At 66.5% G+C, this 13,306-nt stretch carries 11 protein-coding genes; 4 read left to right on the top strand and 7 right to left on the bottom strand.

Translation table 11 applies throughout. From position 1 onward, the window contains the following. Positions 1 to 68: 68 nt before the first annotated feature. The 3 genes from ABD923_RS01190 (at position 69) to ABD923_RS01180 (ending at position 3,962) form a co-directional block, all read left to right on the top strand. On the top strand, positions 69 to 2,489 hold the full coding sequence (locus ABD923_RS01190) for a ligase-associated DNA damage response DEXH box helicase (RefSeq protein ID WP_259547135.1): 2,421 nt from the start codon (positions 69 to 71) through the stop codon (positions 2,487 to 2,489). A gap of 70 nt (positions 2,490 to 2,559) precedes the next feature. After that, entirely contained in the window at positions 2,560 to 3,240 is a 681-nt protein-coding gene (gene pdeM / locus ABD923_RS01185; protein WP_259547136.1) for a ligase-associated DNA damage response endonuclease PdeM, read from the top strand. Positions 3,241 to 3,518: 278 nt separating this feature from the next. Then, entirely contained in the window at positions 3,519 to 3,962 is a 444-nt protein-coding gene (locus ABD923_RS01180; RefSeq protein WP_259547137.1) for a PaaI family thioesterase, read from the top strand. Between the two features lie 223 nt (positions 3,963 to 4,185). Here ABD923_RS01180 and ABD923_RS01175 read toward each other — a convergent pair whose 3' ends face one another. Both ABD923_RS01175 and ABD923_RS01170 read right to left on the bottom strand, forming a co-directional pair. Beyond that, complete coding sequence (locus tag ABD923_RS01175) at positions 4,186 to 5,862, bottom strand: formate--tetrahydrofolate ligase (protein ID WP_259547139.1); 1,677 nt, start codon at positions 5,860 to 5,862, stop codon at positions 4,186 to 4,188. A 283-nt stretch (positions 5,863 to 6,145) separates the two neighbouring features. After that, the gene (locus ABD923_RS01170; protein WP_259547140.1) at positions 6,146 to 6,748 is read right to left on the bottom strand and encodes an MOSC domain-containing protein; all 603 of its coding nucleotides are present in this window, start codon (positions 6,746 to 6,748) and stop codon (positions 6,146 to 6,148) included. A gap of 139 nt (positions 6,749 to 6,887) precedes the next feature. Between ABD923_RS01170 and ABD923_RS01165 the strand changes: the two genes are divergently transcribed. Then, positions 6,888 to 7,178 carry a sll1863 family stress response protein gene (locus tag ABD923_RS01165; protein WP_259547141.1) on the top strand — a complete coding sequence of 97 codons (291 nt, stop codon included), beginning with the start codon at positions 6,888 to 6,890 and terminating at the stop codon, positions 7,176 to 7,178. A 75-nt stretch (positions 7,179 to 7,253) separates the two neighbouring features. Here ABD923_RS01165 and ftsH read toward each other — a convergent pair whose 3' ends face one another. From ftsH to tolB, 5 genes are all read right to left on the bottom strand, one after another. Further along, positions 7,254 to 9,170, bottom strand: a complete 1,917-nt coding sequence (ftsH, locus tag ABD923_RS01160; RefSeq protein WP_259547142.1) for an ATP-dependent zinc metalloprotease FtsH — start codon at positions 9,168 to 9,170, stop codon at positions 7,254 to 7,256. A 78-nt stretch (positions 9,171 to 9,248) separates the two neighbouring features. Beyond that, a complete protein-coding gene (gene tilS / locus ABD923_RS01155; protein ID WP_259547143.1) occupies positions 9,249 to 10,526 on the bottom strand; it encodes a tRNA lysidine(34) synthetase TilS in 1,278 nt (425 codons plus the stop codon). Continuing rightward, on the bottom strand, positions 10,523 to 11,362 hold the full coding sequence (ybgF, locus tag ABD923_RS01150; RefSeq protein ID WP_259547144.1) for a tol-pal system protein YbgF: 840 nt from the start codon (positions 11,360 to 11,362) through the stop codon (positions 10,523 to 10,525). Before ybgF ends, tilS begins: the two co-directional genes overlap by 4 nt. A gap of 4 nt (positions 11,363 to 11,366) precedes the next feature. Further along, on the bottom strand, positions 11,367 to 11,885 hold the full coding sequence (pal, locus tag ABD923_RS01145) for a peptidoglycan-associated lipoprotein Pal (RefSeq protein ID WP_259547146.1): 519 nt from the start codon (positions 11,883 to 11,885) through the stop codon (positions 11,367 to 11,369). 75 nt (positions 11,886 to 11,960) lie between these two features. After that, entirely contained in the window at positions 11,961 to 13,292 is a 1,332-nt protein-coding gene (gene tolB / locus ABD923_RS01140; protein ID WP_259547147.1) for a Tol-Pal system beta propeller repeat protein TolB, read from the bottom strand. Between the last annotated feature and the right edge of the window lie 14 nt (positions 13,293 to 13,306).

Genomic DNA, 13,306 nt, shown 5'->3' with positions numbered 1-13,306 from the left:
CCCCGCAAATCCTTCGTGAAGGATTTGCCCCCTCGCCGCGCGCGCCGACCCGGCCTATCTAGGGGGCCATGACCGCCCTGCCCCCCGCAATCACCGGCTGGTTCGACGCCCGCGGATGGTCCATCCACCCGCACCAGCAGGCGATGCTTGCGGCCGCCGATCAGCCCTGCACGCTTCTGATCGCGCCCACGGGCGGCGGCAAGACCATGGCGGGGTTCCTGCCAACCTTGGCCGAATTGGCGGACGGGGACCATCACGGCCTTCACACGCTCTATATCTCGCCGCTCAAGGCGCTGGCTGCCGATATCCGCCGGAACCTGACCGGCCCGATCACCGAAATGGGCCTGCCCATCCGGGTCGAGGACCGCACCGGCGATACGCCCTCCAGCCGCAAGAAACGCCAGCGCGCCGACCCGCCGCATATCCTGTTGACGACGCCGGAGAGCCTCGCCCTCATGACGTCTTACGAGGATGCCCACCGAACTTTCGCGGGGCTCAAGCGCGTCATCGTCGACGAGATCCATGCCCTGGCGGAAAGCAAGCGGGGGGACCAGTTGATGCTGGCCCTGTCGCGCCTCTCCACCCTCGCGCCCGGCCTGCGCCGCATCGGCCTGTCGGCCACGGTCGAAGACCCGAAGGCCATCGCGCGCCTGCTCGCCCGCCACCCCGACCCGTGCGAGATCCTTATGGCCGACCCCGGCCCGGACCCCGACATCTCGATGCTGCAAACCACCGAGCCGCCGCCCTGGTCCGGCGGCGGCGGGCGCTATGCCATCCCCGCCGTGTTGGAGGAGGTCAGGAAACACCGCACCACGCTGATCTTTCACAACACTCGTGCGCAGGCCGAGATCTTCTTTCACCACCTGTGGCTCGCCAACGAAGAGCAACTGCCCATCGGCATCCACCACGGCGCACTGGCCCGCGAACAGCGCGAGCGCGTAGAACAGGCCATGACCGACGGGCAACTCAAGGCCATCGTCTGCACCGGCACGCTGGATCTGGGCATCGACTGGGGCGATGTGGACCTCGTGATCCAAGTCGGCGCACCGAAGAACGTCAAGCGGCTGGTGCAGCGGATCGGGCGCGCCAACCACCGCTACAACGCGCCCTCCAAGGCGCTGATCGTGCCCGCAAACCGGTTCGAGGTGATCGAATGCGTCGCTGCCCTCGACGCCGTGCGCGACCATGACCTCGACGGCGAGGCGCGCGGCCCCGGCCCGCTCGACGTGCTGTGTCAGCATATCCTGATCCGCGCCGCGGCCGGCCCCTTCCACGCCGACGACCTCTATGCCGAGGTCATCACCACGGGCGCCTATGCCGACCTGTCCCGCGACCTGTTCGACCGCTGCCTCGATTTCGTGGCCACGGGCGGCTATGCCCTTCGCGCCTATGACCAATGGCAGCGCCTGATGCAACGCCCCGACGGGCAATGGCAACTGCGCGACCCCCGCGCGACACAGCGAATCCGCATGAACATCGGCACCATCGTGGATGCCGACAAGATGCAGGTCCGATTGCACAAGACCCGTGGCGGCAAACCCCTGGGCGAGGTCGAGGAATACTTCGCCTCGCTCCTGCGCAAGGGCGACACCTTCCTGATCGGGGGAGAGATCGTGCGCTACGAGGGCATGCGCGAGATGGTGGTCGAGGTGACACGCACCCCCACGCAGAAACCCAAGATCGCCACCTTCATGGGCACGAAATTCGCCACCTCCACGCAGCTGTCCGACCGCATCCTGACCATGTTCCGGCAGGAGGATTGGCCCGACCTGCCCCCCCACACCCGCGACTGGCTGCACCTGCAACGGCAGGTTTCGCGCCTGCCCGAACGCGACCGGCTGCTGGTCGAAAGCTTCCCCCATGACGGGCGCGAACACCTCGTGGCCTACGGGTTCGCAGGCCGCAACGCGCAGCAGACCCTCGGCCTTTTGCTGACCCAAAGGATGGAGGCGCAGGGCCTGAACCCCATGGGCTTCGTCGCCACCGATTACGCAACGCTGATCTGGGGGCTGGATGCCGTGACCGAGGCCGCGCCGCTGTTTTCCCGCGACAACCTCGTCGAGACGATGGAAACCTGGCTTGCCGACAACGCGGTGATGAAACGGACCTTCAAGGGCTCGGCCATCATCACAGGCCTGATCGATCGCAACATGCCGGGCGGCAAGCGCAAATCGGGACGGCAGGCGACGTTTTCGACCGACATCCTTTACGACACGCTGCGCAAATACGACCCCGACCACCTGATGCTGCGGATCACCCGGGACGAGGCGATGCGTGGCCTCGTCGATTTCGGCCGGATCGAGGAGATGCTGGCCCGCATCGGCGACCGGATCGACCACCAGCGCCTGACCCGCGTCACCCCGCTGGCCGCGCCGCTTTTCCTCGAACCCGGGCGCGTCCCGGTCGAGGGGCTGGCCAACCAGCGCCTTCTGGAAGAGGAAGCCACCCGTCTGATGCAGACCGCGGGGCTGGAGACCACCGGGACCTGACCCGCCGCCCCCTCAGGCCTCAAGCCACCCCCTTGCGCCATGAAATTCCCCATGGCACACCGAACGAAGCATGAACACCCTGCCCTTCACCTTCGCCGGCGAAACCTTCCACGCGCGGCCCTCCGGCGCGCTCTCCTGGCCTGCGCAGGGTCTGCTCTGCGTCTCCGACCTGCACCTTGGGAAATCCGAGCGCATGGCCCGGCGCGGTGGACCGATGCTGCCGCCCTATGAAGGGATGGAGACCCTTGCAAAACTCGCAGAGGACATCGCCGCGACAGACCCGAAAACCGTGATCTGCCTCGGCGACAGTTTCGACGACAGCGCAGCCGCCGAGGCGCTGGACGAGGAGACGAGCGAGGCGCTCGGCCCCCTCATGGCAGGCCGCCGCTGGATCTGGATCGAGGGCAATCACGATCCGGGCCCCGTGTCGGTGGGCGGGACGCACCTTGCAACGGTCACGCTGGCGGGTATCACTTTCCGCCATATCGCGGATCCTGAGAAAACCAGGGAAATCTCAGGCCACTACCACCCCAAGGCCCGCGTCGCCCTGCGTGGCCGCAGCCTGTCGCGCCGCTGCTTTCTCGTCGATGACCGCCGCCTGGTCCTGCCCGCCTATGGCACCTATACCGGCGGCCTCTCCTGCGACCGGCCCGAACTGTCGGGGCTCATGGCCCCCGGTGCGCGCGCCATCCTGCTCGGCGACCCGCCCGTTGCTCTGCCCATGCCGCGCGCCCGTCGCGACGCCGGCTAGGGTTCGCTCGGCCGGAACACCGGCGCAGCGCTGACTGCACACCCTGCCCGCCACTCCACACGACGACATACCGACCGCCATCCTGCCGCACATGCAGGTGATCTCCGTCTGCCGACGCGTTGGCTCAGCTTCACGGCAAAACGTCAAAAACAGTCGTGTCGTCGCACAAAAACATGCAAGCTTGCGCGAACCTTCCGAGGGTTCGATCGCCCCACCCCGGCCCCATCTTCCGTCCCGGAAAAGGGCCAGAAAACCGCACTCAAAAGGCTTTTTGTTTCATGGAGCACCCCGACAGAACGACCTTGATCGCGCCCGAGCGCGTACAAGCGATCCGCGACAGCTTTGCGCGGCAAGAGATGATGGCGACAATCGGCGCACGGATAGACGAGATCGCAATCGGCCGGGTGGTGCTGTCCCTCGACGTGTCGCCACGGATCGGCCAGCAACACGGGTTCGTGCATGCCGGCGCCACCTTCGCACTCGGCGACAGCGCGGCGGGCTACTCCGCGCTCAGCCTCATGCCCGAGGGCTCCGAGGTGCTGACCGTCGAGATGAAGATCAACCTGCTGGCGCCCGCCACCGGCCGCCGACTGATCGCGGAAGGCGAAGTCGTCAAACCGGGCCGACGCCTGATAATCGCACGCGCGACCGTACGGGCAGAAGCCGAAGATGGCAGCCTGCGCGACGTTGCCATCCTGCAAGGCACGATGATCCCGTCCTGACCCTTCAGCACCAATGCCAAGGCGATCGACAGCCCTGTCCATCGCCCCCCAAGACCTTGCAAACGGGACCACAGGTCCCAACGACCAGTCAGCGAAACGGACCCGGCCAAAGCCTCTTCATCTTGGCCAAAAACTCCGGGGGAATGCCGCCCGCCCGGGCGGCATGGGGGCAGCGCCCCCGGCGTGGCGCGGGGGGTCAAGGCCCCCGCGCCGCGCGCCCGGCTCAGAACAGGCCTTCGATCAGGCTGTCCTCGTTCAGGCGGATATTCTCCGAGGCCGGCACGCGCGGCAGGCCCGGCATGGTCATGATCTCCCCGCAGATCGCCACGACGAACCCGGCCCCCGCCGACAACCGCACCTCGCGCACCGGGATGGTATGCCCCTCCGGCGCGCCGCGCTCGTTCGGGTCGGTCGAGAAGGAATACTGCGTCTTGGCCATGCAGACCGGCAGATGGCCGTACCCGGCCTCTTCCCAGGCCGTCAACTGGTCGCGGACCTTCTTGTCCGCCGTCACCTCGCCGGCATGGTAGATGCCCTTGGCCACGGCCTCGATCTTCTCGAACAGCGGCATCTCGTCGGGATAGAGCGTCGTGAACTCCGCCACACCGCTATCGGCCAGCTCCACCACCTTGCGGGCCAGCTCCTCGGCCCCCGCACCACCGTCGGCCCAATGCTTGCACAAGATCGCCTCGGCGCCCTGCTCGGCCACGTAGGCCTTCACCGCGGCGATCTCGGCCTCGGTATCGCCCGCGAAATGGTTGATGCCCACCACGACCGGCACGCCGAAGCCTTTGACATTCTTGATGTGGCGCCCGAGGTTCGCGCACCCGGCCTCGACAGCCGCCACGTTCTCGGCCCCCAGATCGGCCTTGGCCACGCCCCCGTTCATCTTCATCGCACGCACGGTCGCCACGATCACCACCGCGTCGGGCGCGAGCCCCGCCTTGCGGCACTTGATGTTCATGAACTTCTCGGCCCCGAGATCCGCGCCGAACCCGGCTTCGGTCACGACGTAATCGGCCAGTTTCAGCGCCGTCTTCGTCGCGATGACCGAGTTGCAGCCATGGGCGATATTGGCGAAGGGACCGCCATGGACGAAGGCGGGGTTGTTTTCCAGCGTCTGCACGAGGTTGGGCTGCATCGCGTCCTTCAGCAGCACGGTCATCGCGCCATCGGCCTTGATATCGCGGCAATAGATCGGCGCGCGGTCCCGCGTGTAGGCCACGATCATGTCGCCCAGGCGGCTTTGCAGATCGTCCAGGTCGGCGGCTAGGCAGAGGATCGCCATGACCTCGGAGGCCACGGTGATGTCGAAGCCGGTCTGCCGCGGGAAGCCGTTAGCCACGCCCCCCAACGCGGTCACCACATCGCGCAGCGCGCGGTCGTTCATGTCGATCACCCGGCGCCAGGTCACCCGGCGCTCGTCGATGCCAAGCTCGTTGCCCCAGTAGATGTGGTTGTCGATCATCGCCGACAGCAGGTTATGCGCCGCCGTGATCGCGTGGAAATCGCCGGTGAAATGCAGGTTCATGTCCTCCATCGGCACGACCTGCGCATGCCCCCCGCCAGCGGCCCCGCCCTTCATCCCGAAATTCGGCCCGAGCGAGGCTTCGCGGATGCAGATCGCGGCGCGCTTGCCGATGCGGTTCAGGCCATCGCCCAAGCCCACGGTTGTCGTGGTCTTGCCCTCACCGGCCGGCGTGGGGTTGATCGCGGTCACGAGGATCAGCTTGCCATTCGGGCGGTCATCCAGGGAATTGATGAACTCCTGCCCGACCTTGGCCTTGTCATGGCCGTAAGGCAGCAGCGCCTCGGACGGAATGTCCAGCTTGGCGCCGATCTGCTGAATGGGCTGTTTCTTCGCCTCTCGGGCGATCTCGATATCGGTCTTGAACCCCATGTCGGGCGGCTCCCTTCCGCTGCACTTCTCCCGCTCTCGGCTATATCGGCTGGCACGCCTGGCCAAGCGGACAATTCCGACATTATGGCCCGTTTGCCCGTCACTGCACGGCTTTCCCCGCGAGTTGCCCGGAACTTTTTGCACTGACGTCACGTTGTTACGGCAACTGCCACAAGCAAACGGAGCGACCCCATGCGCCCCTCGATGCCTGCGATCCTGATTTTCACCGGTGCCCTGATCGGCATGGTTCCCAGCCTCGCGCTTGCCGTTCTGGCCTGATCGCTCAGCCGTTCCGCGCCGTGGCGAGATGCGGCCAGACCGGTTGATCCGGGATGTGCAATCGCAACGTGGCCCCAAGCGCGATCTCGCCGGGCCGTTCGACCCAGGCCGTCACGCCCCGCCGGTTCCGCGCCGCTGGCTTGAAGCGTTTCCCGATGCCGGGATACCCCCGTTCGATCACCGCCGAGACCAGGTGACAGGGACGGTTTTCCATATCCACCACCAGCGTTGTCCCCGAGGCGTCATCCTGTAGCCGCGACGACGGTGGGATGAGCGAGAAATCGGGGATGCCAGCCACGACCATGCTGACGCCCAACCATTCCGGCTCGATCCGCGCAAGGCCCATGTCCTGCGCGATCAACGCCAGATCCTCCTCCGACACGATCGAGACCTGCCGCGTATTCGCGATTTCCGTGCCCTTTGGATATTGTCTGGAGACGCGACTGCATGACCGGCGCGTGACGCCGGAATGGCTTTCCTCCGGCGGCCCACCGAACGGCAGCGACAGCACGTCCCGCGAGGTCGACTCGAGCGCCGCGGCGCGGTCTTGGTTGACGCCCAGCCAGACCACACGGCCCATGAACTCGGTCGGTTTCAGCGCGGGCATGTCGGCATCCTTTCCAAGAAACGCGTCCACTTGATCGCCGGCTTCGGATCACCGCAACCCGAAAACCGGCGAAAGCGTCGCCTGTTTTTCGCAGAAGCGTGTTAGCCTCGTCTCATCTGGAATTGGAGGATACCACCCGATGAAACAGGATGAATTCGTCGAAAAGGCCAAGGAACAGCTCGATGCGTGGAATGCCGAGCTGAAAAAGATGCAGGCCCAGGCCGGCGAGATGCAGGCCAAGGGGCAGGAGCATTTCAAGGCGCAACTCGAACAGATGGAAGAGCAGCGCAAGGTCGCGCAGGACCATCTCGACAAGATCCACAAGGCGAACGTGGATGCGTGGAAGGAAATGCAGTCGAGCTTTCAGGACGCCTGGAAAGCCATGGAAAAGGGCATGACCGAGGCCCGCAAGAAATACACCGAAGACTAACCTCTGCGACCGATGAAACGAAAACGCCCCGGCCAAACCGGCCGGGGCGTTTTCTTTATCGGATGATCGCGGCGATCAGGCCGACGGTTCCGGCTCGAACCCGCCCGTGTCCGGATCGGATTTCGGCTTTTTCGTCTTCGGCACGGCCGTGATCGACGGGGTGCCGCCGGTCGAGGCGTCGTCGCTGTCGTCGCCGCGGTTCAGCGGCTCGCCGTTGATGACCTTCTGGATCTCGTTGCCGGTCAGGGTCTCGTATTCCAACAGGCCCTGCGCCAGACGCTCCAGATCGTCGCGCTTTTCGGTCAGGATGCGCTTGGCGGTTTCATAGCCTTCGTCCACCAGTTCCTTGACCTTGTCGTCGATGATCTTCTGCGTCGCGGCCGAGTGATTGGTGCCACCGCCATAGCTTCCCAGGTAGGATTGCTGTTCGTTGGCGTAATCGACGAAGCCAAGCTCTTCGGCATAGCCGAACTGCGTGACCATGGCCCGGGCGATCTTGGACACTTGCTGAATGTCCGAGGCTGCGCCCGACGTCACGTTCTCAGGGCCGAACACCAGTTCCTCGGCGACGCGTCCGCCCATCGCCATGGCGATCTTGGATGTGTACTTGGTGTAGCTGACCGACAACTGGTCCCGTTCCGGCAGCGACAGCACGAGGCCAAGCGCCCGACCCCGCGGGATGATCGTCGCCTTGTGGATCGGGTCATGCTGCGGGACGTTGAGGCCGACGATGGCGTGACCGGCCTCGTGATAGGCGGTCAGCTTCTTCTCGTCCTCGGTCATGACCATGCTGCGGCGCTCGGACCCCATCATGACCTTGTCCTTGGCGTTCTCGAAATCCTCCATCGTGACGAAGCGGCGGTTGATACGCGCGGCCATCAGGGCCGCCTCGTTCACCAGGTTCGCCAGATCGGCGCCCGAGAAGCCCGGCGTGCCGCGCGCGATGATGCGCAGGTCCACGTCGGGGCCAAGCGGCACCTTGCGGGCATGCACGCCAAGGATGCGCTCGCGACCGCGAATGTCGGGGTTGGGCACCTGCACCTGGCGGTCGAAACGACCGGGGCGCAGCAGCGCGGGGTCCAGAACGTCGGGGCGGTTGGTGGCCGCGACGATGATGATGCCCTCGTTGGCCTCGAACCCGTCCATCTCGACCAGAAGCTGGTTCAGCGTCTGCTCGCGCTCGTCATTGCCGCCGCCATAGCCCACGCCACGCGACCGGCCCACGGCGTCGATCTCGTCGATGAACACGATACAAGGCGCGTTCTTCTTGGCCTGCTCGAACATGTCGCGCACACGGCTGGCGCCGACACCGACGAACATTTCCACGAAATCCGACCCCGAGATGGTGAAGAAGGGCACGCCCGCCTCGCCCGCGATGGCGCGTGCCAGAAGCGTCTTACCGGTGCCCGGAGGGCCGACCAGCAGCGCGCCTTTCGGGATCTTGCCGCCAAGGCGCGAGAATTTCTGCGGGTTGCGCAGGAATTCGACGATCTCTTCCAGCTCTTCCTTGGCCTCGTCGATGCCCGCCACGTCGTCGAACGTCACGCGGCCATGCTTCTCGGTCAGCAGCTTTGCCTTGGACTTGCCAAAGCCCATGGCGCCGCCACGACCGCCGCCCTGCATCCGGTTCATGAAGAAGATCCAGATCCCGATCAGAACCAGCACCGGCAGCCAGAGCGACAGGACGCTCAGGAAGCCCGACTGCTCCTGCGGCTGCGCCTCGATGCGCACGTCGTTGTTCAGCAGCATCTCGGTGGTCTGTGCGTCACCCGGCGCGACGGTGCCAAAGGTGCCGTCCGCGGTGGTGAACTGGATGTTTTCGCCATCCAGTGTTGCCGACATGACCGTGCCGTTTTCGACCTGCTGGATGAAATCCGAATAGGCAACGCCGCGCGCATTCATCTGCGACTGGCCGCCCGAAAACAGGTTGAAGAGAGCGAGGATCAGCAAGAACAGGATGACCCAGAATGCGATATTTCGCGCGTTGCCCAAGGGAAATCTCCTCAAAATTCCGTGGCGGGGGAGTTCCGCGCCCGCCTTCAGCCTAAGATAGACACGGGGGCGCTGACTTCAATGCGGATTCAGACCTGCGGCAAAAGGGCCGCCGGACGGATCGAACTCGAAAACCTTTGGATCACCATGCCCGATCGCAGGGCATGCGACAAGCATTTCGCCCCTGAACAGCGCCGGCAGGCTGCGCGCCGAGGCGAAGGGGGGCGCATCGCCGGGTTTCTCCGCGACCTGCGCCCAGCCATCCGGGCCAAGCGCACGGATCGTCAGACCGTCACCTTGGGCGCAGATGCGCCAGCGTGTGTCCCAGCGTGCGCCGGGCCCTGCCGGCACGGACACCCCTTCGACCGCCTTGTATTCGCGGAACAAATGCAGATGCGTCGTGGTCACGCGCACTGCGCAGCCGGCAAGCGTGCTGCCCCCGCCCGACAGCGCGGCCTCCAGCATCGCCTCAAGCGCCGAGGCGCGCGGGCGATAGGCGGCGGACGCGATCCAGCGCAGCCCCGCCGCCAGCAGGCGCAACTGTGTTTCGCGATCCAACGCGGCGAAGCCGTCACGGTCGATCCACAGATCCCCGGTCGCATGGCCGCAGCCCACGCCCTCGGCGACAATCCGCTTGGCGGCCTCCGCCGCCCGCAAGGAAAGCGCGTCCCGCGCCCGCGCCATGCGCGCGGCAGTCCGGGCCAAGGCCTCGGCGCTCAGCCCGTAATGGGCCAATTCCGCCAAGGCGCGCCGCGCCTGAACGCGGTCGAAACGCGGGTCCTCGTTCGACGGGTCCTCGACCCAGGGCATTTTCAGTGTGCGCAGATAGTGCCGCAACGCCTCCCGACGCTCGCCCAGCAAGGGCCGCAGGATACGCATGCCCGAGGGCAGAACCCGCGCCTCGGCCATGCCCGACAGCCCGTCGACACCCGAGCCGCGCTTGAGGCGCATCAGCACCGTTTCGGCCTGATCGTCGAGCGTATGGGCGACCAGCACGTCGCGCATGCCCCCGCGCCAGCCGTCGATCAGGTTCAGCCGCGCGCGGCGGGCCGCGTCCTGCAAATTCCCCTGCCCGTCCCAGCCCTGCCAGCGCAACGTGTCATGCGGCCAGCCAAGGGACGCGCATTCGCAGGCGACCATCGCGGCCTCATCCGCGCTCTCGGGGCGCAGCCCGTGATCCACCGTGACGACGCGCAACTGCACGCCCCAATCCCGCGTCCAGTTATGCGCCAGCGTCAGCAGGGCCATGGAATCGCCACCGCCCGACACGGCCAACCCGATCGCGGACGGAAACTCCGGCCCCAGCAACTGGCCCATGCGGGCGGCGAAACGATCCTGTAGAGAAGGGTCGCTCACGAACAGCCGAGGCGCGACATCTCGGATTGCGCCTCGGATACGGCGGGGCTGCCGGGATAGCGCACGGCAACCTCGCCCAGTGTCACGCATGCCTCTTCGACCTGCCCAAGACGCCCCAGCGAGATCCCGAGACTGGTCAGCGCGGCGGGCGCACGCTCCCCATCCGGCGCTGCGGTGAAACTGTCGAGATAAGCACGCGCCGCACGGTTCCACGAGCCTTGCGCGGCCTCGGCCTCACCGCGCAGGAAATGCGCCTCGGACGACAGGGGACCACCCGGATAGGTCTGGGTGAACGCCTCGAAGGCCTGCGCGGCCTCGGCATAATTCCCGGCGTCGAAGGCCGCGCGGGCGCGGTCGAAATCGTCCTGCTCGGCCACGGCCAGTTGCGGCCCCGCGCCGCCGCCTGTGCCGCCGCCGCCCGTCGCGGGCAGCGTGCCACCGGTCGTCGGCACCTCGACCCCGCCGAGGTTGGGCGTGTCGCCAAGGCTACCGATATCGCAATCGGGCTCAAGCTCGCACAGACGAAACTCGAGGTCGCCCACGCGGTTCGTGCCATCCGTCACCACGCGGTTGATCCGCAGCTCCAACTCTTCGGTCAGCGAGGTCAGGCGCCGAAGCTCGGCCTCGATCGCGTCCATCCGCGCCAGAGCGGGGCCACTGCCCCCGCTGCCCGTCGCGCCGCCCGTGGTGTTCAACTCGCGCCCCAGCCGCTGCAACTCGACATAGAGCACCGACAATTCCTGCCGGATATCGGCCAGCGTCTCGGCACTCTGCGCGGGGGCTTGCACCGGCAGGGTGAACGCCAGAAGCGTGGCGGCGATCAGGGCGCGGCGCATGGGATCAGACCCCCGGACCGGCCGAGATCACCGTGACCGCGCGGCGGTTCTGGCGATAGCAGGCCTCTTCCGAGCAGATCTCGAGCGGGCGTTCCTTGCCATAGCTGATGGTGCGCAGGCGGCTGTCCGGCACGCCCTGCGTCACGAGGTAGTCGCGCACGGCCGAGGCGCGGCGCGCGCCGAGCGCAAGGTTGTATTCGCGCGTGCCCTGTTCGTCGGCATGGCCTTCGATCAGCGCGGCATACTCGGGGTTGTCCAAAAGCCAGCGCGCCTGTGCATCCAGCGTGGCGCGGGCGGCGGCGGTCAGGGTGGACTGGTCCACCTCGAACAGCACGCGATCGCCGACGACGCTGTTGAAATAGGCCGGGCTGCTCGGGTCGGAGGCCGCACCGCTGCCGGCACCGCCGCGCAACTCGATGGCATCATCGCCGCCAAACCCGCCCTGCGAACAGGCGGCCAGCGACAGGGCGGCGGCCACGAGTGCGGCGCGCGCGGCGAAACGGGTAATCAGGATCGGGGTCATTATGCTCGGGTCCTCGGGGTTCGTGTTTTGCCTAAACTATCATGGGGCCCGCGGCCCCGTCCATTGTCGTGACGGCTACCGCAACAGGGGCGACCATGCCGGGTCGGAGGCCATGCCGGGCGTCGCCACCCGCTGCAGGTTCCGCCCCGAGATATCGACCGAATAGACCGCCGGCGCACCGTTCGCGCCCGCCGTCTCGCGGGTGAACATGATGACGCGGCCATTCGGCGCCCAGGTCGGGCCTTCGTCGAGGAAGCTGGAGGTCAGCAGGCGCTCTTCCGATCCGTTCGTGCGCATCACGCCGATATGGAAGCGCCCGCCCTCCTGCTTGGTGAAGGCGATGTAGTCGCCGCGCGGCGACCAGACGGGCGTGCCGTAGCGGCCCGTGCCCTGGCTGATCCGGGTCGCCTCGCCGCCGCTGGCGTTCATGACATAGATCTGCTGCGTGCCCGAGCGGTCGGACTCGAACACGATCCGGCTGCCATCGGGCGAGAAACTGGGCGCGGTCTCGATCGACGGGGCGCTGGTCAACCGTGTGCGCGTGCCGGTGGCCAGGTCCAGCAGGTAGATGTCGGTATTGCCACCATCCTCAAGCGAGAACACGACCTGCGTGCCATCCGGCGAAAAGCGCGGCGAGAAGGTCATGTTGCCCGCCGCGATCGCCTCGAGCGGGCGGCTGGTGACGGTGGCGACATCCATCAGGTAGACGCGGGGCGTGCCGGACTCGTAACTGGTGTAGATGATCCGGTCGCCCTGCGGGCTGAAGCGCGGGGCCAAGACAAGGCTGCGGCTGTCGGTCAGGAACTGCACGTTCGCGCCGTCGTAATCCATGATGGCCAGGCGCTTGAGACGGGCGTTTTTCGGCCCCTCTTCGTGGATGAAGACCACGCGCGTGTCGAAATAGCCCGTCTCGCCCGTAATCCGCTCATACACCTGGTCGGCGACGGTATGGGCCATGCGCCGCCAGCTTTCCACGCTGCCGGAAAACTGGAGCCCCTCGCCCAACGGCGCCTCGGAGTACACGTCGAACAGGCGGAAGCGGACGACGATGGTCCCATCGCCACGCGACTCGACCGAACCGGTGATCAGCGCCTGCGCGTTGATCGCCTGCCAATCGGCATATTGCACCGGCGAGGAGAAATTCGTGACGCTGGAGATATAGGCATCCTGCGGGATCTGCCGGAACAGCCCCGTGCCGCGCAGGTCGGCGGCAATGACACGGGTGATGTCGGCGGCCACGTCCGTCGCGGCCCCGTTCTCGGCGATGAATTGCGGCAGGGCGAAGGGCAGCGGCTCGATCACACCCTCGGTGATCTCCAGCCGCAGAGGCCCGTTCTGCGCGCTGGCCGTCAACGGCACCCAGGCGGCAAGGGCAGCGATTGCCAGCAGTTTCAAGGATTTCAACATCAAAGACCTCCTGC

The organism is [Roseibacterium] beibuensis, assembly GCF_039542305.1.
Taxonomy (GTDB): Bacteria; Pseudomonadota; Alphaproteobacteria; order Rhodobacterales; family Rhodobacteraceae; genus Roseibacterium; species Roseibacterium beibuensis.
This window is presented reverse-complemented; position numbering and strand designations above follow the sequence as displayed.

Bases quoted from the DNA above. Each gene is read 5' to 3' on its own strand.
- ABD923_RS01190 (WP_259547135.1), top strand. From the start codon at position 69: ATGACCGCCCTGCCCCCCGCAATCACCGGCTGGTTCGACGCCCGCGGA.
- pdeM (WP_259547136.1), top strand. From the start codon at position 2,560: ATGAACACCCTGCCCTTCACCTTCGCCGGCGAAACCTTCCACGCGCGG.
- ABD923_RS01180 (WP_259547137.1), top strand. From the start codon at position 3,519: ATGGAGCACCCCGACAGAACGACCTTGATCGCGCCCGAGCGCGTACAA.
- ABD923_RS01175 (WP_259547139.1), bottom strand. From the start codon at position 5,862: ATGGGGTTCAAGACCGATATCGAGATCGCCCGAGAGGCGAAGAAACAG.
- ABD923_RS01170 (WP_259547140.1), bottom strand. From the start codon at position 6,748: ATGCCCGCGCTGAAACCGACCGAGTTCATGGGCCGTGTGGTCTGGCTG.
- ABD923_RS01165 (WP_259547141.1), top strand. From the start codon at position 6,888: ATGAAACAGGATGAATTCGTCGAAAAGGCCAAGGAACAGCTCGATGCG.
- ybgF (WP_259547144.1), bottom strand. From the start codon at position 11,362: ATGCGCCGCGCCCTGATCGCCGCCACGCTTCTGGCGTTCACCCTGCCG.
- pal (WP_259547146.1), bottom strand. From the start codon at position 11,885: ATGACCCCGATCCTGATTACCCGTTTCGCCGCGCGCGCCGCACTCGTG.
- tolB (WP_259547147.1), bottom strand. From the start codon at position 13,292: ATGTTGAAATCCTTGAAACTGCTGGCAATCGCTGCCCTTGCCGCCTGG.